General features: G+C 73.9%; 15 protein-coding genes and 1 riboswitch. Of the genes, 5 read left to right on the top strand and 10 right to left on the bottom strand.

Translation table 11 applies throughout. From position 1 onward, the window contains the following. Positions 1-205: 205 nt before the first annotated feature. The 3 genes from CAE01nite_RS11830 to CAE01nite_RS11820 all read right to left on the bottom strand — a co-directional run bounded on the left by CAE01nite_RS11830 (position 206) and on the right by CAE01nite_RS11820 (position 6,735). Positions 206-4,693: a PKD domain-containing protein gene (locus CAE01nite_RS11830; protein ID WP_222595914.1), complete on the bottom strand. Its 4,488-nt coding sequence runs from the start codon at positions 4,691-4,693 to the stop codon at positions 206-208. A gap of 108 nt (positions 4,694-4,801) precedes the next feature. Continuing rightward, positions 4,802-5,560, bottom strand: a complete 759-nt coding sequence (locus tag CAE01nite_RS11825; protein WP_146904578.1) for a DUF4352 domain-containing protein — start codon at positions 5,558-5,560, stop codon at positions 4,802-4,804. Then, positions 5,557-6,735: a DUF1972 domain-containing protein gene (locus CAE01nite_RS11820; RefSeq protein WP_246131167.1), complete on the bottom strand. Its 1,179-nt coding sequence runs from the start codon at positions 6,733-6,735 to the stop codon at positions 5,557-5,559. Before CAE01nite_RS11820 ends, CAE01nite_RS11825 begins: the two co-directional genes overlap by 4 nt. A 461-nt stretch (positions 6,736-7,196) precedes the next feature. On the opposite strand from CAE01nite_RS11820, the gene CAE01nite_RS11815 reads away from it, so the two are divergent. The 3 genes from CAE01nite_RS11815 to CAE01nite_RS11805 are packed head-to-tail and all read left to right on the top strand — an operon-like array spanning position 7,197 to position 10,428. Beyond that, positions 7,197-8,741: a lipopolysaccharide biosynthesis protein gene (locus CAE01nite_RS11815; protein WP_146904571.1), complete on the top strand. Its 1,545-nt coding sequence runs from the start codon at positions 7,197-7,199 to the stop codon at positions 8,739-8,741. Then, on the top strand, positions 8,738-9,673 hold the full coding sequence (locus CAE01nite_RS11810) for a glycosyltransferase family 2 protein (RefSeq protein WP_146904568.1): 936 nt from the start codon (positions 8,738-8,740) through the stop codon (positions 9,671-9,673). Before CAE01nite_RS11815 ends, CAE01nite_RS11810 begins: the two co-directional genes overlap by 4 nt. Further along, a complete protein-coding gene (locus CAE01nite_RS11805; RefSeq protein WP_146904565.1) occupies positions 9,670-10,428 on the top strand; it encodes a CDP-alcohol phosphatidyltransferase family protein in 759 nt (252 codons plus the stop codon). The genes CAE01nite_RS11810 and CAE01nite_RS11805 overlap by 4 nt, the downstream gene beginning before the upstream one ends. Positions 10,429-10,464: 36 nt before the next feature. Here CAE01nite_RS11805 and CAE01nite_RS11800 read toward each other — a convergent pair whose 3' ends face one another. Beyond that, positions 10,465-11,718: a glycosyltransferase family 4 protein gene (locus CAE01nite_RS11800; RefSeq protein WP_246131166.1), complete on the bottom strand. Its 1,254-nt coding sequence runs from the start codon at positions 11,716-11,718 to the stop codon at positions 10,465-10,467. A 292-nt stretch (positions 11,719-12,010) separates the two neighbouring features. Beyond that, positions 12,011-12,085: riboswitch (cyclic di-GMP riboswitch) on the top strand. 16 nt (positions 12,086-12,101) lie between these two features. Here CAE01nite_RS11800 and CAE01nite_RS11795 point away from each other — a divergent pair. After that, the gene (locus CAE01nite_RS11795; protein WP_146904562.1) at positions 12,102-14,246 is read left to right on the top strand and encodes a PKD domain-containing protein; all 2,145 of its coding nucleotides are present in this window, start codon (positions 12,102-12,104) and stop codon (positions 14,244-14,246) included. 509 nt (positions 14,247-14,755) lie between these two features. Next, positions 14,756-16,369 (top strand): right-handed parallel beta-helix repeat-containing protein, encoded by a 1,614-nt coding sequence (locus CAE01nite_RS11790; RefSeq protein ID WP_146904559.1) that lies wholly within the window; start codon positions 14,756-14,758, stop codon positions 16,367-16,369. A gap of 89 nt (positions 16,370-16,458) precedes the next feature. Here CAE01nite_RS11790 and CAE01nite_RS11785 read toward each other — a convergent pair whose 3' ends face one another. From CAE01nite_RS11785 to glmU, 6 genes are all read right to left on the bottom strand, one after another. Then, positions 16,459-17,322, bottom strand: a complete 864-nt coding sequence (locus CAE01nite_RS11785) for an O-fucosyltransferase family protein (RefSeq protein ID WP_146904556.1) — start codon at positions 17,320-17,322, stop codon at positions 16,459-16,461. Positions 17,323-17,596: 274 nt separating this feature from the next. Next, positions 17,597-19,132: a sugar transferase gene (locus tag CAE01nite_RS11780; protein WP_146904553.1), complete on the bottom strand. Its 1,536-nt coding sequence runs from the start codon at positions 19,130-19,132 to the stop codon at positions 17,597-17,599. A gap of 151 nt (positions 19,133-19,283) precedes the next feature. Further along, a complete protein-coding gene (pth, locus tag CAE01nite_RS11775; protein WP_146904550.1) occupies positions 19,284-19,892 on the bottom strand; it encodes an aminoacyl-tRNA hydrolase in 609 nt (202 codons plus the stop codon). Between the two features lie 128 nt (positions 19,893-20,020). Next, positions 20,021-20,656, bottom strand: a complete 636-nt coding sequence (locus CAE01nite_RS11770; protein WP_146904547.1) for a 50S ribosomal protein L25/general stress protein Ctc — start codon at positions 20,654-20,656, stop codon at positions 20,021-20,023. 369 nt (positions 20,657-21,025) lie between these two features. After that, positions 21,026-22,009 (bottom strand): ribose-phosphate diphosphokinase, encoded by a 984-nt coding sequence (locus CAE01nite_RS11765; RefSeq protein WP_146904544.1) that lies wholly within the window; start codon positions 22,007-22,009, stop codon positions 21,026-21,028. Continuing rightward, positions 22,006-23,679: a bifunctional UDP-N-acetylglucosamine diphosphorylase/glucosamine-1-phosphate N-acetyltransferase GlmU gene (gene glmU, locus CAE01nite_RS11760; protein WP_146904540.1), complete on the bottom strand. Its 1,674-nt coding sequence runs from the start codon at positions 23,677-23,679 to the stop codon at positions 22,006-22,008. Before glmU ends, CAE01nite_RS11765 begins: the two co-directional genes overlap by 4 nt. Positions 23,680-23,784: the final 105 nt, after the last annotated feature.

Raw genomic sequence — 23,784 nt, 5'->3', positions numbered from 1 at the left:
GCGTCGCTCGGGTGGTGCAACAGGTGTGGGCGCCACGAGGCTAACCGCTCACCCTGACACGCGGACCGGGCCGCGCGGGTGAACTGCGGTCGGCGTGCTCGGGCACGCGGCCGGTCGCACGGGCACGCCGGCGACGACGGACGGTCCGGCACCCGTGGGTGCCGGACCGTCGCCGTGCGGTGGACGTGCTGGTGGCCGACCTGCGTCAGGCTCCCGCGACCGGGGCGCCGGCGGTGGGACCGGCCCACACGCGGTCGAAGCTCGCGACCGTCGGGGCGTTCGTCGACGAGCCGGACAGGTACGCACCCAGCCCGATCCCGCCGGCGACCTGCAGCCCGGCCGTGGCGTCGGTCACCGTCCGCTGCCAGTCGGCGGGCTCGGACTCGCCGACCTTCCACACCTTCGCCCGGATGGTGGTCGGAGCCGTACCGGTCACCTGCAGCCGGACCTGGAGCGCGTCGCCCGCCGTGTACGTGACGGGGACGGTCACCGCGCCCAGGGTCGTCCCGGTGCGGGCCAGCGTCAGGTCCACCTTCCCGGTCGGGTAGATGCGCAGGCGGGCCTTGTAGTCCTCGGACCCCACCTGGCGGCCGACGACGGAGAAGTACACGCCGCCGCCGGTCGTCGGCTTGTCCAGGCTCATCTGCGCCTGGAGCTCGGTGTCGGTCGACGTGGCGCCGTTCAGCGACGCCTTGAGGTCGGCACCGGCGGTCGCCAGGCGCTGGCGCCCGACGCTGCCGTCCACGGAGAACAGCGACGCCGAGCCCGTCGTCGTCCACGCGCCGCCGACCTCGGCGGTGCCCCAGCCGTTGGCGACGGTGCGCCCGAAGGCGTCCTGCGCGACGGCGGTCGACGCCGGGGGCGTGGGCGGGGCGGGCGGGGCGGTCACCGTGACCGTCGCCGACTTCGTGCCCTTGCCGCCGTCGTCGTCGGTCACCGTGAGGACGACCGTGTAGGTGCCCGGCTCGGCGTAGGTCCACGACGCCGTCGGGCCGGTGGCCGTGCCGCCGTCACCGAAGGCCCAGGCGTAGGACGCCACGGTGCCGTCCGGGTCGCTCGACCCGGAGCCGTTCACCGACAGCGCCAGACCCTGCGCCGACGAGGTGAAGGAGGCCGTCGGCGCGACGTTGGCGGGCGGGGCCGGCGCGACCGTGACCTGCTGGGAGGTCTGGGTCCTGGCGCCGTCGTCGTCCGTCACGGTCAGGCCCACGGTGAAGGTGCCCGCGGCGGAGTAGGTGTGCGACGTGGTCGCGCCCGTGCCCGTGGTCCCGTCGCCGAAGCTCCAGTCGTACGAGGCGATGGTGCCGTCGCTGTCGGCGGACGCCCGCGCGTCGAGGTCGACGACCAGGTTCCGGACGCCGGGGGTGAACGCTGCCGTCGGTGCGACGTTGGCCGGCGCGGCGACCTTCACGGTCGCCTGCTCGGTGTCCGTCCCGCCCGCGGCGTCGGTCACCGTCAGACGCACGGTGTACGTGCCGTCGACGGCGTACGTGTGAGCGGCCGTCGGGCCGGTGCCGGTCGCGCCGTCCCCGAACTCCCACGCGAAGGTGAGCGCACCGCCCTCGGGGTCGGACGACGCCGTGCCGTCCACCGTGACACCCAGGGCGTCCACGGCCGAGGTGAAGGCCGCGGTGGGCAGCCCGTCGGCCGGCCCGCCGGTGGTGCCCAGCGCGAAGTGGTCGGCCACCGTCTGGGCGCCGAGCGCACGGGAGTAGATCGCGGCCTCGTCGACCTTGCCGTCGAAGCCCTGCGACGGACCCCAGTTGCGGTCCGCGCCCACCCGCCAGTACCCGGTGTAGGACTGCGCGCCGGTCACCGCGTTCTGCGCGACCAGCACACCGTCGACGTACAGGCGCATGCCCTCGGACGACTGGGTGGCGACCAGGTGGTGCCAGGCGCCGTCGTTGTAGGGCGCCGTGGAGGAGATGACGTTCTTGACGGAGGTCAGCGCGCCGAAGGACAGCCGGCCGTCGGTCTCCATGTACACCGTGCGGTCGTAGGAGGTCGACACGGCGTCCTTGCTGGTGCCGAAGCCGATGAGCCGGCCGCCGCGGGTCGTGGTCGTGGAGAACCACAGCTCCTGGGAGTAGACCCTCGGGTTGACGACGGACGTGTCGCCGGAGACGTAGTCGTCCACGCCGTCGAGGGTCACGGCCGTGGTGGCACCGGACGCGAGCGGCCCGGCGGCGCCGAGCGTCACGCCGCTGCGGTAGGTGCCGTGCAGGCCCGCGAGCCCGGTGTCGACCGCCTGCGTGCCCTCGGTCTCACCGAGGCGCCAGTAGAGCTCCGGCCCGGCGTCGCGGACCGCGGCGCCGTACGCGTCGGACGGCTTGACCGGCAGCGTGGAGGTGCGACCGGAGACCAGGTAGTGGTCGAGCAGCTGCTCCTGCACCAGGACGGTCGGGTAGACGGCGACGTCGTCGATGGCACCGGCCAGGTACTTGCTGGTCGGCGAGTTGGTCCAGCTCACCCCGATGGTGTCGCCGCCGATGCGCCAGTAGCCGTTGTACGCCTGCCCGCTCGTGGTGTCGGTGCGCTGGCCGACGATCTTGCCGTCGACGTACAGGCGCATGCCGTTGGAGCCCAGCGAGGCCGCCACGTGGTGCCACTGGCCGTCGTTGAACGACCCGGTGCTGACGACGGTGCGGTTCGTGCCCGGGTGGACCCCGAACACGATCCGGCCGGCGTTGTCCATGTAGACCTGGCGGTCGTAGCTGCCCGACGGCGCGGTGGCCGAGCTGCCGTAGCCGACGATCTTGCCGCCCGTGGTCGAGGTCGTGCTGAACCAGGCCTCCACCGTGAAGGTGTTCGGCCCGGGCGCGGCCTTCTGCGAGGCGGCCCACCCGCTGGTGGTGCCGTCGAAGGTCGAGGCGGTGCCGGGGACGGCACCTGCCGCGCCACGGGTCACGCCGGCCGCGGCGACCGCGTCGTTCCGGCCGGCCCAGTCCTGCACCGTGGTCCCGGACACCTCGTCCAGCCGCCAGTAGGACGACGCACCGTCCGCCAGCACCTCCCCGGCGTACGCGTTCGCGGTCTGCGCCGAGGCGACCGTGACCGTGACGAACTCGGACTGCACGGTGTTGTTGTAGGGGTCGGTCGCGGTGACGCGGTACCGCTGCGTCGAGCCCGGCTCGAGCCCGGTGTCGACGAACTGCAGGTCCTCGGTCTCCCAGAACGACGCGGTGACCGTCTGCTCGAAGATCGGCGGGGTGGTCGAGCTCGTCCGGTAGACCCGGTAGGTCAGGGTCGCGTTGTCGCGGTCCCAGTTCGCCGGCCAGGTCATCCGGACCTCGCCCGGCGTGACCGACCGCAGCCGCGGGTTGATGGTGGCGCCGCTCAGGCGCGGACCGTCCCGGTTCGGCGCGATCGACGGGACCGCGAACCGGGCGAGGCCCTGCTGCCCCACGTTGTTGACCCTGGTGAACTCACCAGACATGACGACGTACTGGCCGGTGCCGTCGACGGCCCACGGGCCCTGGTTCGAGCCGGAGAAGGTGCCGGTGTCCATCGCGGGGAACCAGTTGAGCAGCTCCGGCGCCGGGGTGCCGGCGTAGTTGTAGTAGCTGCCGGTCGGCTCCTTGGTGACCGTGCGCCGCGCGTCGATGGTCGTCGCGGTGGCGCGGTAGAAGGACCGCGGCGTGGTCTCGGGGAAGCCGCCGACGTTGCCGCAGTAGTGCTTGTGGCTGGCGGAGTACAGGACGCCGCCGATCGGCTTGGACTGATAGGTGTCGCCGTGGCAGTCCTCGACCCAGGCGATGCCGCCGTCGGACCAGCGGGCGGCGAAGGCGCCCTCGAGGTTGCCGCCGGCGCCGTACACGTAGCCGGAGCCGTAGAACGTGTCCGCGTCGGAGCTCAGGCTCGTGATCGAGGCGTTCGCGCCGCCGTTGCGGATCAGGTCGTTCGCCGGCAGCGGCAGCATCTGCCCGCTGGCCGTGTCGACCATCGCGAGCCCGTAGCCCGGCTTGGACGACGCGTTGAAGGTGGTGAAGCTGCCGCCGACGACCAGCTTGGAGCCGTCCGGGGAGACCACGAGCGCGTTGACCGCGCCGTCGTCCGCCGAGCCGACGGCGGGCAGGACGGCGCCGTTCGCCGCGTTGATGGCGGCGACGCGTGCCCGCGGCTGGTTGTTGACCGAGGAGAAGATGCCGCCGATGTAGACGGTCGTGTTCGTCACCGCGATGGAGGCGATGCGGGCGTTGACCGCGGGGCGGAACGAGGTGATGAGGGCGCCGGTCGCGGCGTTGAACGCGGCGACCCGGTACATCGTCGTCCCGTTGACCGTCGTGAACTCGCCGGCGGCGTACACGCGGGTCCCGTCCGGGGAGACCGCGAGCTGGCGCACCTGGCCGTTGAACGTGGGCGCGAAGCCGGTGTGCTGCCCGGTCCGGATGTCGTACGCCATCATGTTCGACCGCGCGACCGTGGACGCCCCGGGCGCCGCGCCGGCGGGCCGGACGCTGGTGAAGCGGCCGCCGACGTACACGGTGTTGCCGGCGATCTTCTGGTCCCACGCGATCCCGTCGATCTGCGCCGTCGGCAGGGAGTCCGAGCTCACGGTCTGCGGAAGGCCCGCCTCGACGGCCGGCGCGGTGTCCGCCGCTGCCGGGGACACCACCATCCCGACCAGAGCCATCGACAGCACACCCACCGTGGCCGTCGCCCGTCGGGCCAGCCGGTTCAGATCCGGACGCATAGATTCCTCGTGTCTCCCGCAGTGGTCGCGTCTGTCGACGCGGCGCTGCCACGAGGATATGGTGGCGCTCGGTGCGGCTTAGAGGTCGGACCGGGTGAAAGCGCGCGTTCACCCCGCCGGAGCAGCGGCCGCGGACCCCTGGAAGACGGCGACCGGGGCACCGGCCCGGTACTCCAGCGAGACGCTCACCGCACCCCGCTGCTCGGTCGGCACCACGAAGACGTACGTGCCGGTGGCCGTGGCGCCGGGGGCGACGTCGCCCACGAACGGCTGCCGTCCGGGACCGCTCACCTCGGTCGCCGGGGTGGCCTCGTCGCCGTACGTGACGTTGACCACGGCATCCTGCACGCGGATCGGCCCGGTGCCGGTGTTCTGCAGCTCGATCGTGAACCGCAGCGCGGGACCACCGATCTCGCCGACGCCCTGGGGCTCTCCCTCGACTGCCTCGAGGCGGCTGACCCGCGCGACCGCCTCAGGGCCGATCTCGGCCTCCTCGGTCAGCGCCCGTGGCGTCAGCGGCGGCGGCAGCGCCGGCTGCTCGGGGGTGGCCGGGTCCGGTGCGGCCGGCCCGGGCGCCGGCGCCGGGGCCGGGACGACGCCCGGCGTCGCGCTCGGCGTCGAGCTCGGGGTCGCCGACGGCTCGGGCGTCGCCGACGAGGTGACGGTGGGCTCGGCGTCGTCGGCGGTCACCGGTGCACGGTCGTCGTCCCGCTGCGTCAGGGCCCACACGACCAGCAGGAGGGCGACGAGAGCACCGGCGGCCACGGCGAGGGTGCGGCGGCGCCCGGTCGGGGGTCCGGTCGGCGGACGCGCCCCGGGGCGGTCACCGGGCCGGGCGGGCTCCCGGGGGTCGGACGTGCGGCTCATACCTGCCGCACGGCGACCATGGGCGTGCGGCCCTCGGCCGGTTGGACGTCGTCGTCCGCCTGACGACGCCGGCGGCCGGTGGCGCGCTCCGCGACCGCGCCGCTCGCGAGCGCGCGGCACAGCGCCTCGTAGCCGTCGGTGACGGCCTCCCAGTCGTAGCCCTTGGCGCGCTCGCGCAGGTTGCGGCCGCGCAGCATGACGCCGTCGGGGTCCGCCTCGGCGGCGTCCAGCGTGTGGGTGACGTCCTCGACGGTCGTGAAGTAGCGCCCGGCCTCACCGAGCACCTCCCAGTTGAACGACACGTCGAACGCGATGGTCGCCGCGCCGGCGCCGATCGCGCGCAGCAGCGACGGGTTGGTGCCCCCCACGGAGTGCCCGTGCAGGTAGGTGAAGGCGTTGGCGTACAGCTCGTCGAGCAGGTCCTGGTCCCAGACGCCGCCGAGGAACCGGACCCGCTCGTCGCCCAGCGCGTGCACGCGCGCGGTGTACTCGTCCGCGTACGGCGCCGAGCCCACCACGACCAGGGGCAGCCGGGCGCCGCTGCGCCGGTAGCCGTCGACGATCCGGTCGACGTGGTTCTCGGGCTCGAAGCGCGCGACCACCAGGTGGTACCCGTGCGGCTGGAGGCCCAGCGCCTCGACGCGGCCGGACCCGGAGTCGTCCAGCACGGGGGCGCCGTAGCGGATCAGCGTGCTGTCCGCGCCGAACTCGGCGCGGTAGTAGTCCTGGATGCCGACGGCGTCGGCGATCAGCGCGTCGGACCAGCGCACCGACAGCGCCTCCGCCGCGCGGTAGTACCGGCGGCCGGTGGGGCCCCACTTGGCGCGCTTCCACTCCAGGCCGTCGACGTGGGTGGCGAACGGGATGCCCGCGGCCCGCAGCACCGGCAGCCAGGGGGCGTTCGCGGCGTTGAACACGACGGCGACGTCGGTGCGGTGCCGCACGAGGTGCGCGACCGAGAGCCCGGTGTGGCTGAGGGTCTCCAGCGAGCGCTTGCGCATGGCGGGCAGGTGCACGAGCCGCATCCCCCGGTAGGCCTCCGGCCCGGTCCCCCCGGCCTGCTCGCGGCAGTAGACGAGCACGTCGTGGCCCCGCTCGGCGAGCCGGGCACCGACCTCCTCGACGCACGTCTCGAAGCCGCCGTAGCGCGCGGGGACGCCCCGGGTCCCGACCATGGCGATGCTGAGTGGAGACGTGTCCGTCCGTGCTGGCCTCATGGTCCCCCGTCGTCCTGCCGAATCCACGGCGAGCACGCTGCACGTCACTCGCGGGCACCTGCTCGTCCACCGAGGATAGGTGGTCCGTCCTCGGCGACGACGACTCGAGCGGCGCAATCACCCACTCAGCGACCCCATACCGGCGCAGACCACCGCAGAGGCGGACACTCCCGGCCACGTTTCACCCGCCCGGACGGAGCAGCGGCGCCGCCCCGGCACCGTGCCGTCCCTGCGCCGGAGATACGCTGGCCCACGGAGCCCTGTCGACGCGGCGCCACCCCGCCCTCGCGCGACCGGTCGCCTGCGCACACCGGCGAGACCCGGGCCACGAGTCCCCCGTCAGTGACCGCAGGAGGTCCCCATGCCAGTCCCCGTGCTCCGGGCGCGCCGCGTCGCGCCGGCCACGGCGGAAGGCCGACGTGACCGAGCCTGACGCGACGCGGCCCGACGTCGGCCGGACGGACGTCTCCGAAGCCGCCGCCCCGGCCGGCGCCGGGAGCCGGGGGCTGGGCCAGCGGGCGGCGCGCGGAGCCTTCGTCACGCTGGGCGGCCAGGCGGCACGCATCGTCCTGCAGCTGGTGTCGGTGGTCGTGCTCGCCCGGCTGCTCGACCCCCACGACTACGGCATCCTGGCGATGGTCCTGGCGGTGATCGGGGTCGGGGAGATCTTCCGTGACTTCGGGCTGTCCAACGCCGCGGTCCAGGCCAAGAGCCTGTCGACCGGCCAGCGCGACAACCTGTTCTGGACGAACGCGGGGATCGGGCTGGTCCTCGCGGCGATCGCCTTCGCCATCTCCGTCCCGCTGGCCGCGCTGTACGGGGAGCCCGCGCTCGTCGACGTGACCCGGGTGCTGGCGGTCACCTTCCTGCTCAACGGGCTCGCCACCCAGTTCCGCGCCGACCTCGTGCGGCGGCTGCAGTTCCGGCGGCTGGCCGTCGTCGACGTCACCGCGCCCGCGGTGGGGCTCACCCTCGCGGCGCTCGCCGCGCTGTCCGGCTGGGGGCTGTGGGCCCTGGTCGCCCAGCAGGTCGCCCAGTCGCTCGTGCTGCTGCTCGGCCTGGTCGCCGCCGCCCGGTGGCTGCCGGGCCGGCCGCGGCGCGGCGAGCCGATGGCCGGGCTGCTGCGCTTCGGCTGGGACATGGTGGGCAGCCAGCTCGTCGGGTACGCGGCGAACAACGTGGACTCGCTCCTGATCGGGGTGCGGTTCGGGGCAGGCCCGCTCGGCGTGTACAACCGGGCCTTCCAGCTCCTGATGTCGCCGCTGACCCAGCTCCGGGCACCGTCGACCACGGTGGCGCTGCCCGTGCTGTCCAGGCTGGCCGACGAGCCTCGGCGCTACGGGGAGTTCGTCCGGCGCGGCCAGCTGGCCCTGGGCTACTCGCTGGTGGCCGGGCTCGGCTTCGTCGTCGGTGCCGCCGAGCCCATCACCGACCTGTTCCTCGGCGCCCGGTGGGAGGCGGTCACGCCCCTCCTGCGGCTGCTCGCCGTCGCCGGCGCGTGCCAGACCCTGGCGTACGTCGGGTACTGGGTGTACCTGTCCCGCGGGCTCACCCGGGCCCTGCTGCGCTACTCCCTCGTCGCGGCCCTGATCAAGATCACCTGCGTCGCCGTGGGCAGCCTGTGGGGCGTCCAGGGCACCGCCGCCGGCTACGCGCTGGCTGCGGCGATCGAGTGGCCGCTGTCGCTGGCCTGGCTCTCCCGGCTGACGCCGGCGTACCCCGGCCGGGCGCTGGCGCTCGGGGCGCTGCGCATCCTGGCGATGAGCGCCGCCGGCGCACTGGCCGGCGCGGGGGTGACGACCGCCATGGCCGGTGCCCCCGCCGTCCTGCAGGTGCTCGCCGCGGCCGGTTCCACGGTCGTCGTCTACGCGGTGGCCACCGCGCTCGTCCCCGCCGTGCGGTCCGACATCCGCGGCGTCCTCGACGTCGCCCGGCTCGCCACCCGCCGGACCGTGCCGGCATGAGCGCGACCGCCCTCGTGGTGGTGAGCTACGGCTCCCACCGGCTCCTGGCCCACAACCTCCCCGCGGCCGACGCCTGCGGTGCTGAGCACGTCGTCGTCGTGGACAACTGGACCACACCGGCCGAGCGCGAGGCCGTGGCGGCGCTCGCGGCCGACCGCGGCTGGGACCTCGTCGCCCCGGAGCGCAACCTGGGCTTCGGCACCGGCGTGGACGTCGGGGTGGCGCGGGCCCGCGCGCTCGGCTGCACGACGTTCGTGCTGCTCAACCCCGACGCGACCGCGCCACCCGGCACCGTCGCGGCGCTCCTGCGCGCCGCGGCCGACGACACGCTCGCCCTCGTGGGGCCGCGGATCGTCCGTTCCGACGGGAGCCTGTGGTTCGGCGGCGCGCAGGTCCTGGTGGACGCCGGCCGCACCGGCAAGGCCGACGGGGCCGACCCGGCGGTGGCGCACCCGTGGCTGACCGGTGCCTGCCTGGCGGTGAGCGCCCCGGCGTGGGACCTCGTCGGCGGGTTCGGCGACGACTTCTTCCTGTACTGGGAGGACGTCGACCTGTCGTGGCGGCTGCGCGCCGCCGGTGGCCGGCTCGTCCACCGGCCGGACCTCGAGGTCGTGCACGACGCGGGCGGCACGCAGTCCGGCAGCGACAAGTCCCCCGTGTACGTCCGCTTCAACTGCCGCAACCGGCTGCTGTTCGCCGCCCGCAACCTCCCGCCGCACGACGTGCGCACCTGGCTGCTGCGGACGCCGGCGTACGCGCTGGAGGTGCTGCGGCGCGGCGGGTACCGCCGGCTGCTGCACCCCCGGTCCCTGCCGCTGCTGCGGGCGGCGCTGGCCGGCTCGCTCGCCGGCGTCCGGATCGCCCTGCCCGCCGCGCTGTCGTCCGAGCCGGCCGCCCCGTCCTCCCCCGCCCCCCGGAAGGTCTCCCGATGAAGTCCCCGACCCGCACGACCACCCCGACGGAGCCGCTGGCCGACATCGTCGCCCGGCTCGCGCGCGCCCAGAAGAGCAACCGCGGGGCCGCGGCCTACTCGCGCTGGGTCAACCGGCCGGTCGGCCGGTACATCGCGGCGCTGGCGTACCGGCAGGGACTGACCCCGAACCAGGTCACCCTGATCAGCGCCGTGCTCACCTTCAGCGGTCTCGCGGTGATCGCGCTCGTCCGGCCGACGCCGGCCGTCGGCGTCCTCATCGCGCTGCTGCTCATGGCCGGCTACGCCTTCGACGCCGCCGACGGCCAGCTGGCCCGGCTGCGCGGCGGGGGCAGCGCGGCGGGTGAGTGGCTGGACCACGTCGTCGACGGGACGAAGATCGCGATCATCCACCTCGCGGTCCTGATCTCCTGGTACCGCTGGTACGACCTCCCCGACGAGCGTCTGCTGCTCGTCCCGATGCTGTTCGCGGTGCAGGCGTCGGTGTTCTTCTTCGCGCTCATCCTCACCGAGCAGCTGCGCCGGTCCGCCGCGGGCACCACGCCGTCGTCCCGGCCGGCGTCGTCCGAGCCCGCCCCCTACCTGCGGTCCCTGGTCGTGCTGCCCGGGGACTACGGGCTGCTGTGCGTCGTCTTCGCTCTCATCGGCTTCTCCCGGGTGTTCGTGGTGCTCTACGGCGCACTCGCCGTGATCAACACCCTGTTCCTGCTCGCCGGTGCGGTGCGCTGGTACCGGGAGATGCGCACGCTGTCCTGACCGCCCGCACGTGGGCCGACCACGCCGGCTCGTCGGTCAGGCGGACGTGCCGCGCGTCGTCGACGGACCCCCGCAGCGCTCCAGCGCGGCGACGACGTCGCGCCCGTACCGCTCGGTGGAGAACCGGCGTCGGGCGTCGGCCAGCCCCTCGTCGGCCAGCCGGCGGGCCGTCCCGGGCTCGTCCAGCAGCGCCGCGACCGCCGAGGCCAGGGCGGGTGCGTCGCCGGCCGGCACGAGCAGCCCCGTGCGGCCGTCGACGACGACCTCGGCCAGGCCCTGGACGCCGGAGGCGACGACCGGCCGGCGGGCCAGCAGCGCCTCCGCCGCGGTGTTGCCGAACGGCTCCACCCGCGAGGGCACCAGCACGACGTCGGCGTCCGCCAGGACGTCCCAGGTCGGGTGGACGTAGCCGGCCAGGTGGACCCGACCGGCGAGGTCCGGCCGCGCGGCCCGCTCCGTCAGCTCCTGCTCGTACCACTCGTAGCCGGGGAACGGCGTCCCGCACACGGTCAGGGAGACGTCGCGCCCCTGGGCCACCAGCAGGGCGACGGCCTCGAGTGCGACGTCGATCCCCTTGCGCGGGGAGAGCCGACCCACCAGGGCCAGCCGCGCCGGGTCACCCGCTCGCCGGGGCCGGGGTGGCGGCGCATCGGCGGGCGGCCCGGGCACGCCGTTGTGCACCACGGTGGTCCGGCCCGCCAGCGCCGGGACCGCGTCCAGCAGGACCCGCCGGGCGGCGGCGCTGTTGACGACGACCTCGTCGGCGAGGAGGAACGGGGCGGCGAGGGCACGCCGGACCAGCATGGGCTGGTCCTCCTCCGCCTCGTGCACGTGCGCGAGGGCCGGCACCCCCGCCAGTCGTGCGGCGAGCAGCCAGAACGGGATCGTCACCGTGTTGACGTAGACCACGTCCGGACCGAGCCGGCGCAGACCGCGGGCCACCGTGGCCACGCTGACTGCGCCGCGCGCCGCCAGCCCGACCAGGGGACCGGGGCGCAGCAGCGCCTTGCGCAGCACCGGGAAGTCGACGACCCGGACCGTGGCGCCTCGCTCGCGCAGCAGCTCCACGAGCGGGCCGGGGCTGGGCAGCACCACCTGCACCGTCCAGCCGGCACGGCGGGCACCGTCGACCGTCTCCAGCAGCTGCCGGTCGGAGCCGTAGACGTCCGGTGAGGGGTGGGCGATCAGCAGCCGAGGCTGCCGGCGCGCAGGGCCGCTCCCCGCGTCCGGCGTCCCCGCGGTCCCCGGCGCCGAGGCCGCACGGACCAGTCCCCTGCGTCCCCTGCCCACGCGTGCCCTGTGACTCACGCACGACCCCCTCGCCCGTTCGTCCCGCGGCCGGCCGGCCACGCCGGCCGCACCTGGCACCGCAGCGCCCGCGTCGCGGGCCGGGCGAGGATAGCGCAGCGCTCCGGAGCGGCCCGGGCCGATGCCGTCGTCACCCGTCCGGAGCAGCGGGCTCGGCCCGGCGGGCGTCGCGGCGACCCGCGCCACGCTCACGGCCCCACACGGACGGGTGAGATCCACGTCACACCGCCGGAAACCTCGTCACGGAATCGCGTGTGGTCGATCTGGGAGGCGTCCACGACAAGGGCAAACCTGCCGCGAGGCAGGGACGCAAAGCCATGGGACCCACGCGGTCCGCCAGGCTACCGAAACGACCGGAGACCACCGTGCGCACAGCGCTGCCCCTCGCGGGCGCCCATCCGACTGCCCGGACCACCTCACCGCACCTCGCCCGCCGGGTCGCCCGGGCAGCAGCGTGCTCCGCCGTCGCCGCGGGCCTGCTCGCCGCCGCGGTGGCCCCTGCGCAGGCCGCCACCGCCGTCGCCGCCCTCCCCGCTGCGACGGCCGCCACCACGACGCAGGGCACCGACGTCGCGCTCGACCGGTTCGGCCGGTCGCTCACCGGCGGCTGGGGGACCGCGGAGGTCGGTGGCGCCTGGACCAGCGTCAACGCCGCCGCGACGTTCTCCGTGTCGGCGAACGGCGGTCGGCAGCGCGTCCCCGTCGCGCACACCGCCTCGAGCTTCCTCCACAGCGCGACGACGACCACGGCCGACGTCCGGACGGACGTCGCCCTGGACGCCGCACCGACCGGGGGCGGCACCTACCTGTCGGTCGTCGGCCGCCAGGTGGGCACCAGCAGCTACCACGCACGGGTCAAGGTGCTGCCCAACGGCGCCGTCAACCTGCAGATCGCCCGCTCGGGCACCTCCCTCGCGGCGACCGACGTGGCCGGTCTGAGCTACGCACCCGGCACGAAGCTCGCCGTGCGCGTGCAGGTGACGGGCACCGCTCCGACGACGATCCGCGCCAAGGTGTGGCGGGCCTCGGCCACCGAGCCCACCACGTGGCAGGTCACCAGGACGGACTCCACCGCCGGTCTCCAGACCGCCGGCGCCGTCGGCCTCACCACGTACGTGTCCGGCACGGCGACCCGCCCGGTGACCGCGACGTACTCCGACCTGCGGGTCGCCTCCACCGCGGCGACGGCCGGTGCCGTCGTGGTCGCCGACGTCCCCAACGTCGTGCCCACCGCGGCCGCGACGGCTACCCCCACGGACCTGTCCGTCGCGCTGTCCGCGGCCGGCTCCACCGACCGGGACGGCAGGATCGTCGCGTACGCCTGGGACAACGGCGACGGCACCACCACCTCGGGCGCCGCGGCGTCGCACACCTACCCGGCCGCCGGCACCTACCCCGTGACGCTCACCGTGACCGACGACCGTGGGGCGACCGCCACGGCGCGCCGCGACGTCACCGTGACGGCCCCGAACGTCGCGCCGACCGCGGCCGTGGCGGCCACGCCGACCGGCCTGACCGTCGCGCTGGACGGCACCAGGTCCACCGACGCGGACGGCACCATCACGAGCTACGCCTGGGCCTACGGCGACGGCACCACGGGCACCGGCGCCACCGGAACCCACACCTACCCGGCAGCCGGCACCTACACCGTCGCGCTGACCGTCACCGACAACCGGGGCGCCACCGCGCGCACGCAGCGAGCCGTCACGGTCGCCGCGCCGAGCAACCCCGGCGCCCGGCCGGACGACTCGAACACCGGGGTGCCGGCCGGCACCGCGCTGCGGGTGCACGACGGCAACCTCACCATCACCACCCCCGGCACCGTCATCGACGGCCTGGACATCCGTGGCCGCGTCAACGTCAAGGCCGCAGGCGTCACCATCAAGAACTCCATCGTCCGCGGTGGCGCGGCCGCCACGTCCGGCGCCTCCCTGATCACCGTCGACGGCGACACCTACAGCCTCACCCTGCAGGACTCGGAGGTATTCGCCGCCAACCCCTCCCCCTACATCAACGGCATCGTGGGACGGAACTTCACCGTCGTGCGCTCCGACATCCACCACGTCATCGACCAGGTCCACATCATCGGCAACAACGTCCGGGTCGAGGCCAGCTGGCTGCACGACAACCTGCACTACGCCGCCGGCGTCGACCCCAACCACGCCGACGGCAGCCACGACGACAACATCCAGGTCCAGGTCGGCTCCAACCTCACGTTCACCGGCAACACGATCACCGGCTCGCACAACGCCGCGATGATGATCACGCAGGACCGCGGCAAGGTGTCCACCGTCGCGTGGACCCGGAACTGGGCCGACAACGGCGCCTGCACCATCAACATCGCCGAGAAGACCTACGGCCCGGTCCAGGGCGTCACCGTCACCGACAGCACCTTCGGCCGCGGCACCCGCATCGCCGGCTGCGCCGTCCTGGCCAAGCCCACCACCCCCGTCACGGTCACCAACAGCCGCTACACCGACGGCGTCGCGGTCACCGTCAAGAAGGGCTGATCCCACCGCTGTCCCGGTCCCGACCCCCTGGCCTCCCCCGGCCAGGGGGTCGTGGTGTTCGTGGTCGGGCAGCAACCTGGGACTGTGGAAAGCGCTTTCGATGACGCTGGAAGTGGGACCGAAAACCGATCGGCGTGCGTGATCATGATCACATTGACACATCGAGCGGGGCTCGATCCTGACGCGCCTCGGGGCCGACGACAGGCCGCCCGAGACCCGGGGAAACGCCAGGTCACAGACGCATAACGGCCCTCAGCGCCCGGCCACCGGCGCCGCCGCCTGCCGGTCGTCCGCCCAACGGTGCTGGTCAGCGCCCTGCTGCGGTGTGACGTAGGGCATTTTCAGCCGTCACCCGGGTGGCCTAGCGTGTGCTCCGGTTCCCGGGTCAGCCCTTCTGGAGGGGTGGCGTCGGGCCGCTGAACACCGTGGGGACTGACGCGAGGCCGGGGGGGCGGGCACGCGTCGGGAGCACGGTGTGACGACCCCGTCGCCTACCTGAGGGAGCCCCCGTGCTTCAGTCCTACACGCACGCCCCGAGCCGGAAGCAGTCGACCCTCCGGGCGGCGTGCACCGTCCTCGTCGCCGCCACGTCGATCCTCGCGGTCGCGATGCCGGCGCAGGCCGCTGACGCCCCGCCCGCCGACCTCACCGCCGAGGTCGCGATCCCTGCCGACGACACCACCAGCGCGCCGTCGCCGGACGAGGCTGCCGCCTCCGACTCTGGCACGCCCGCTGACGAGGCGCCCGTCGAGGACGTCGTCCCGGACGAGGCGCCCGCGGAGGACGTCGTCCCGGACGAGGCTGCCGAGCCCGAGGCGTCGCCGGACCCCGACGCGGAGATCACCGACGAGGCCGACGCGGTCCAGCCCGCGGACGCGGTCGCGCCCGAGGTCGCAGCGCAGGCCGACGCGCAGGCCGCGGTGAAGGCCCTGCTCAAGCTGCCCAGCCGCGTCATCGGCCCCGGCGGCATGTCCGTGCTGACCTTCAAGGACAAGCCCGCGGGCGCCACCGCGGTCGAGCTGCGCCTGACCGGCTCCGGCGCCTGGCGCACGACCTCGGTGCTCGCCTGCACCAGCTGGGGCCGGTGCGACCGTGACCCGATCCTCGTCGCCCACAAGGGCCAGACCAACACGGGCACGCAGGTCGTGACGCTGGGCAGCAACGACAAGAACCGCGTCACCCTGCACAACGACCACGCGTCGGTGCGCGTCACGCCCGAGATCGTGCGCTTCATCGTCCCCGAGGGCGCGAAGCCGGCTCCCGCGCCCGTCGCCGCGCCGGCCCCCAAGCCCGCACCTGCTCCCAAGCCCGCACCCGCCCCGGCTCCCAAGCCCGCGCCGGCGCCGGCTCAGCCGGTCGGTGGCAAGCCCGGCGCGGCGAACACCGGCGTGCCCGCCGGCAAGACCCTCAAGGTGCACCACGGTGACCTCACCATCACGACGGCCGGCACCGTGATCGACGGCCTGGACATCCGTGGCTTCGTCCGCGTCAAGGCGCCGGACGTCACGATCAAGAACTCGATCGTCCGCGGCAAGCCGATCTCCGGCGGGATGCACCTCATCCAGGCCTCGAGCACCGGCCTGCTGGTCCAGGACTCCGAGCTCGTCCCGCAGTACCAGTCCGTGTGGATCAGCGGCATCGTGGGCAAGAGCTTCACGCTGCGCCGCGTCGACATCCACCACGTCATCGACCAGGTGGCCATCACCGGCGGCAACGTCCGGATCGAGTCGTCCTGGCTGCACGACAACCTGCACTACGCGAACGACCCCAACCACCGGGACGGCTCGCACGACGACAGCATCCAGATCCAGGCCGGGTCCGGCATCGCGATCGTGGGCAACACCATCGAGGACGCCAACAACGCGGCCGTGATGATCACCCAGGACACCGGCAAGGTCGCGAACGTGACCTTCGCGGGCAACTGGGCCGACGGCGGGGCCTGCACCATCAACGTGGCCGAGAAGGGCCGGGGCGCCATCCAGGGCATGTCCGTCCTGGACAACACCTTCGGTCGGGACACGCGGCACGACAACTGCGCGATCCTGGCGCCGCCGACCACGAGGCTCACCGTGGACGACAACTTCTACACCGACGGCAAGCCGGTCACCGTGTCGAAGGGCTGACCCAGCACGTCCCGCACGACCACGGGGCCCGCTCTCCTGATGGAGAGCGGGCCCCGTCGTCGTCCGTGCCGGGTGGCGGGCCTGTCGCGTCAGAGCCGCTCGAAGGGCCGCAGCGGGTCAGCGGCGAGCCCGGCCGCCGCGGCGTCGATCGTGCCCGGGCTCTCCACCACGGAGGTCTCGAAGGTCAGCCGGTCCCCGGCGAGGTGCTCGGCGAGGTGCACGAAGCTCGAGAAGTACGGGCCGAGGATGTACCCCGAGCACGCGAGCAGGTACAGGTCGACGAGGGCCGACCGCACGCCGGCCACCGAGTTGTACCCGCCCTTGCCCTGCTGGGCGACGCAGGTCGGGAAGGCGTCCATGACCCGGCGCTGGACCTCGGGGACGTCGCAAGACAGGAAGAAGCGGGTCCCCGGATCGCGCTCGACGATCTCGGCCATCCGGCGCAGGTACCACTCCACCGGGGACGCCTCGCGCGTACGGGCGTGCGAGACGGCGTGCGCACGGATCATCACGCCGATGTACGGCTCGCCGCGCAGGTTCTCGTCGTAGAACCGGGTGACCGCGCCGGCCACCTCCGGGACGGGCGTCAGCGCCCGCAGCTCGTCCTGCCACGGCCTGGCCTCGGGCGGCAGCCGCAGCGGGCTGCCGGTGCGGATCTGCCACAGGGTCTCGGTCCGCTTGCGGTCGTCGAGCCAGGTCAGCGACTCGTCCACGTACGGGTAGCGGTACGCCAGGGCGCGGGAGACGGCCCTCGGGACGGTCAGCCCCCGGTAGTGCCACAGGTCGGAGAACCTGGGCCCGAAGAGCTTGCCGGTCGGCCACACGTACGCGAACCGCCGGCCCTCGAGCTCCGCCAGGCTCTTGGCCCCCAGCACCACCCGCACCCGGTTGCCCAGGCCGGAGTCGTACCCGTTGTAGGCGATCAGGGACCGGGGGACGGGCGAGGGGGTCATGGACGTGCCTCCGAGGGGTCGGCGTACGAGGGATGCGCCGGGAACCGCCGGCGGCGGCACGCGCTGCCCTGCATGATGACCCGGCCGGGACGGCAGGCGACCGACCCGGACGCACCTTCACCCGGTGTGTCGCCCGCCTGGCCGCCGGGACGCCCACAACCTCGCAGGTGGTCCGGCGGCGGTCAGGGGACGACCGGGGACCGGGGCGCAGGACCCGGGCGCACGACGCGGACGTGCGCCGTGCACACGTCCGCGTCGGTGCGAGCAGGACCGATCAGTACGCCCCGGACCCGGCGAACACCGCACGCCCGGTCTTCCACAGGATCATCAGGTCCATCGCGACGGACCAGTTGTCGACGTACCGCAGGTCCAGGCGGACCGCCTCGTCCCAGCTGAGGTCCGAGCGCCCGCTGACCTGCCACAGGCCCGTCAGGCCCGGCTTGACGTGCAGCCGGCGCTGCACCATGTCCGGGTACGCCTCGACCTCGGCGACCAGCGGCGGACGCGGACCCACGAGCGACATCTCGCCACGGACCACGTTGAACAGCTGCGGCAGCTCGTCGATCGAGTACCGGCGCAGCACGCGGCCCACCGGGGTGACGCGCGGGTCCTGGCGCATCTTGAACAGCAGGCCCTGGCCCTCGTTCTGCTCGAGCAGGGCGTCGCGGCGCGCGTCGGCGTCCACGTACATGCTCCGCAGCTTCCAGATCGTGAAGGTCGACCCGTCCACGCCCACCCGGGTCTGGCGGTAGAACGCGGGGCCGGGGGACGTGAGCTTCACGGCCAGCGCGGCGCCGCCGATGACCGGGGACAGCGCCAGCAGGCCGAGGGTCGCGGCGGTGCGGTCCAGCACCGTCTTGGCGACGAGGCGGCGACGCGGGGCACCGATCTCCACCTCGAGCAGCGACAGGCCGGCCGTCGGGCGCACCGACAGGCGCGGGCCCGTCACCTCGACGAGGTCCGGAGCGACGACGAGCTGCGCGGACGTGCGGCCCAGCGCCCAGGACAGCCGGCGCAGCGCGCTCCCGCTGAGGTAGTGACCCGCGACGATGACGACGTCGATCGCGTTGTCCACCACGACCTGCGGCAGGTCGGAGATGGCGCCGAGCACCGGGCGGCCGATCATCGGGGGCTTGTTGTCCAGCGACGGCAGGCACACGCCGGTCACCTGGTAGCCGTGGAACGGCGCGGCGGACAGCTCGCCGACGACCTGCTCGACGGCCTCCGGCTCGCCGACGACGATGGTGCGCATCATCGCCTCACCGGCGGTGCGCCGGTGGTGCAGGTGGTGGCGGTGGCCGTACCGCGCCAGGCTCGACGCGACGATGAGCGCCGGGGCACCGAGGAAGACCAGGGCCCGGGAGATGTCGACGTCGAGCGTGAAGGCCGCCGTCATCAGGGCCACCGCGACCATCGAGCCACCGCGCAGGACGGCCTGGAACTCGCCCGGACCGTCACCCATCCCGTCCGGGTCGTAGCCGCGGAACAGCGCCACCATGAGGACGAACAGCGCCGCCCCGACGAGTGCGCCACCCAGCGCGCCGGTGGTCACGCCCATGAGCGGGACCAGCACAGCCAGGGCGACGAGCGCCGCCACGGTCGCGTCCAGGAGCACCGTGGTGCGGACGTAGCCACGGGCCACGACCTTCCACCGACGCTCCGCCACCTGGGGCGCGAGGTCGTTCTCCTCGGTGCGCCGCGGCTCGAACGGCTGAGCTGAGGCCCAGGACCGGCGGACGCCTGCAGCCCGACCACGACGGTCGCCCGAGGAGTCAATCCACTCGACATCCCGACCTACAGTCAACGTCACGACGGATCCCTACCCTCAATTCGTCTTCGTTGGATTCGTGCCACCGTATCCGCGTCCTGCGTCGAGCGGATGTCCGGGATGTAAGTTTTCACCCGGTCGTCGGCGTGAATGAGACGCAGTTCACCCGTTCGCCGCCTCAACCCGTCGCGGCTCACGAACGCGTGTGCAGGACGAGCTGCGCCTGCTGCAGTCCCTGGGTCAGGACGAGCTCCACGGCGTCGGCCGCCGCGTCGACGAGCCACGGCAGCTCCTTGCGCTCGGGCCCGGCGAAGTCCTTCAGGACGTAGTCCGCCGCGTCCATCCGGCCCGGCGGCCGGCCGACGCCGACGCGCACGCGGACGTAGTCCTTCGTGCCCAGGGCCTTGGTGATGTCCCGCAGGCCGTTGTGCCCGCCCTCGCCGCCGCCGATCTTGAGCCGGATGTCCGCGAACGGGATGTCCAGCTCGTCGTGCACGACGACGACGTGCTCGGGCGTCACGCCGAAGTACTGCACCAGCCCGGCGACCGGCCCCCCGGAGACGTTCATGTAGGTGGACGGCTTGGCGAGCACCACCCGTGGACCGGGGGCCCCGCCGGGCAGCACACCCAGTCGGGCCTCGGCCGTCGCGGCGCGCGCACCGCCCACGGCTCGGCTGGAGAACCCGGTCCCCGCGCGCCTCGCCAGCTCGTCGAGGACCATCTGGCCGACGTTGTGCCGGTTGCCCGCGTAGGCGGGTCCGGGGTTGCCGAGGCCGACGACGAGCCACAGGCCGTCGGTCATGGTCGCTCCTCACGTCGGGTCGGTCGGGTCCGGGGTCCGTGGTCCGGGACGACGAAGCGCCCGGCACCGTGGGGGTGCCGGGCGCTGCGTCGCGCGTCAGAGAGGTCGTGCCGTGGTGCCGTCGCTCGTCAGGACTCGTCGCCCGCGGCCGCGTCGGCCGCTGCGGAGGCCGCGGACTGCTCGGCGGCGACCTCGGCGTCGGCGGCCTCGTCGGCGGCGGAGCCGCGCGGCTCGGAGATGCTGACGACGACGTGCTCCGGGGCGACGACGAGGGTGGAGCCGGCCGGCAGGACGAGCTCGCCGGCGGTGACCTGCGTCCCGTCGACCAGACCCTCGACGGAGACCTCGATGGCCTCGGGGAGCTGGGTGGCGTCCGCCTCGACGGTGACCGTCTGGCTCTCCACGACGTGGATCGTGCCGGGCGCGGACTCGCCGACCACGTGCACCGGGACGTCGACGGTGACCTTCTCGCCACGGTTGACGATGAGGAGGTCGAGGTGCTCGATCGCCTCGTCGCGCATGGGGTCGCGCTGCACGTCCTTCGCCAGGGCGAGCTGCGTGGTCCCGTCGATGTCGATCTCGAAGAGCGGGTTCGACGAGTGCTTGAGGGCGAGGTAGGTCTGGTGGCCCGGCAGGGACACGTGGACCGGCGCGGTGCCGTGCCCGTACAGGACGGCGGGGATGAGGCCGGCGCGGCGCGTGCGGCGGGCGGCGCCCTTGCCGAAGTCGGTGCGGGCGGTGGCGACGAGCTTGGTCTCGGACACTTCGGTGGCTCCTCGGGCGGGACGTCAGGTCGGGCAGGTGCTGGCACCGGTGGTGCGCAGGTGGCGGTGGCCTCGACGCGGGACGCTGGACGGGCACGCGTGCGAGCGACCGCCAGGTCGATCACGGAAGTCGTCAGCCGTGGCGGGACCGAGGTCCCGCACAGCACTGGTGGGTACCGCAGGTGCTGGGTTCAGCGCCGCGGGGCCCGTCCGACGTCCCTCGCCGAGGCAACCTGACGAGTCTACCCGGCTCACCCCCGGGGTGGAACCGCGGCTGCGTCACAGGTCCCGCCACGCCGCCGGACGCCGACGGCCCGGCGTCCCGCGGTGCACGCGGGGGCCGGGCCGTAGGGCGTCGCGGGACGTCGGTCAGGCGTGGCCGTCGAAGAGCGAGGTGACCGAGCCGTCGTCGAACACCTGTCGGATCGCGCGGCCGAGCAGCGGCGCGATCGACAGCACGGTGAGCTGGGGGAAGTTCCGGTCGTCCGGGATCGGCAGCGTGTCGGACACCACCACCTCGGAGATCCGGGAGTTCTTCAGCCGGTCCACGGCCGGCCCGGACAGGATCGCGTGCGTGGAGGCCACGATGACGTCGGCCGCCCCGTGCTCGAAGAGCGCCTCGGCGGCCTGCACGATGGTGCCGCCGGTGTCGATCATGTCGTCCACCAGCACGCAGGTGCGGCCCTTGACCTCACCGACGAGCTCGTGGACCTTGACCTGGTTCGGGACGCTGGGGTCGCGACGCTTGTGGATGATCGCCAGCGGCGCGCCGAGGCGGTCCGACCACTGGTCGGCCAGGCGCACCCGGCCGGCGTCCGGCGAGACGACGGTGAGGGTGGCGAGGTCCACCTTGCTGCGCACGTAGCTCGCGAGCAGCGGCAGCGCCATGAGGTGGTCGACCGGCCCGTCGAAGAAGCCCTGGATCTGCGAGGTGTGCAGGTCGACGCTCATCATCCGGTCGGCGCCGGCGGTCTTGAACAGGTCGGCCATCAGGCGCGCCGAGATCGGCTCGCGGCCGCGGTGCTTCTTGTCCTGCCGGGAGTACCCGTAGAACGGCATGATCACGGTGATCGTCTTGGCCGAGGCGCGCTTGAGCGCGTCGACCATGAGCAGCTGCTCCATGATCCACTCGTTGATCGGCGCCGTGTGGCTCTGCAGGACGAAGGCGTCGCACCCCCGCACCGAGTCCCCGAACCGGACGTAGATCTCGCCGTTGGCGAAGTCGTACGCCGTGGTCGGGACGAGCTCGCTGCCGAGCTCGCGCGCGACGGCCGTGGCGAGGGCGGGGTGGGCGCGTCCGGAGACCAGCACCAGCCGCTTCTCGCTGTCCTTGGAGGTGATCCCGGTGCTCATCGGTGGCTGTCCTTGTCGTTCGCGGCGGAGGTCGTGGGCGTCGCGGCGACGGTGGAGGAACCGTGAGCCGGGGGCAAGGGGGGTGGAGGGGTCGGCGCCGGCGTGGAGGCGGCCTGCCCGGCGCGGGCGCGCTCGGCGCGGGCCTGCGGCGACAGCTCGTCCGAGCCGCCGCGCTGCGCGAGGGCGCGGGCCGCGGCCTCGGCGGCGGGCGTGCCGGACCGGCTGCGCGTGACCCAGCCCTCGATGTTGCGCTGCGCCCCGGCGCTGACGGCGAGCGCGCCGGGCGGCACGTCGCGGCGGATCACCGAGCCCGCGCCGGTGTAGGCGCCGTCGCCGACGGTCACCGGGGCGACGAACATGTTGTCCGACCCGGTGCGGGCGTAGGAGCCGATCGTGGTGTGGTGCTTGTGGACGCCGTCGTAGTTGACGAAGACCGAGGCGGCGCCGATGTTCGTCTGCTCGCCGATCGTCGCGTCGCCGACGTAGGACAGGTGCGGGACCTTGGAGCCGGTGCCGATCGACGCGTTCTTGGTCTCGACGAAGGTGCCGATCTTGCCCTCGTCGCCCAGCACGGTGCCCGGGCGCAGGTAGGCGAAGGGCCCGACGGTCGCGTCGGCGCCGATCACGGCGCCGGACCCGTGCGTGCGCACGACGCTCGCACGCGGGCCCACCGTCACGTCGAGCAGCGTGGTGTCCGGCCCGATCGTGGCGCCCGAGGCGACCGAGGTGCGGCCGTGCAGCTGGGTGCCGGGCAGCAGGGTGACGTCCTGCGCGAGCTCGACGTCGACGTCGACCCACGTGGTCGCAGGGTCGACGACCGTGACACCGGCCCGCATCCAGGCGTCGAGCAGGCGGCGGTTCAGCTCGGCCCGCAGCACCGCGAGCTGGGCGCGGTCGTTGACGCCCTCGACCAGCATCGGGTCGTCCGTCCTGACGGCGCGGACCGCCCCGCCGCCGGCGTGCGCGATCGCCAGCACGTCGGTGAGGTAGACCTCGCCCTGGGCGTTGTCGCGGCCGAGGCGGCTCAGCGCGTCCCGCAGCACCGCGGAGTCGAAGACGTACACGGACGAGTTGATCTCGGTGATGGCCAGCTGGTCCGGGTCGGCGTCCTTCTGCTCGACCACGGCGACCACGTGGCCGGTGGCCGGGTCGCGCACCACGCGGCCGTAGCCCGTGGGGTCGTCCACCTCGGTGGTGAGCACCGTCACGGCGTTGCCGTCCGCGGTGTGGGCGGCGAGCAGCTGGCCGAGCGTGGCGCCGTCCAGCAGCGGGACGTCGCCGGCGACGACGACGACCGGGCCCTCGAGCCGCGCGGAGGACGGCTGGGCCGGGACGCCGTCGCGGTCGGCGTCCGCCGCCATCCCGGCGTGGGCGGCGGCGTCCAGCACGGACAGCGCGCACTGCACGGCGCGACCGGTGCCCGGGACGTCGTCCTGGTCCGCGACCAGGAGCGCGCGGGAGAGCGAGCGGGCGTGCTCGACGACCTGGTCACGGGCGTGCCGGACGACCACGACGACGCGGCGCGGCTCCAGCTCCTCCGCGGCGGCGACGGCGTGCCCGAGCATCGACCGCCCCCCGAGGGTGTGCAGGACCTTGGGGGTGCTCGATCGCATGCGGGTGCCCTCGCCGGCGGCGAGGACGATCACGGCGGCGGGCCGGGTGTGGGTCACGACGTGGGACTCCCGTCGGAGGTGCCCGAGAGGTACCCGGGGTGCAGCGGATGTGGCGCGCGGCCACTCTACCGGTGCGGGAGGAGGGTCCCGCCCTCGGGCGCC

Origin of the sequence: Cellulomonas aerilata (assembly GCF_007991755.1) — a bacterium.
GTDB classification, from domain to species: Bacteria; Actinomycetota; Actinomycetes; order Actinomycetales; family Cellulomonadaceae; genus Pengzhenrongella; species Pengzhenrongella aerilata.
This window is presented reverse-complemented; position numbering and strand designations above follow the sequence as displayed.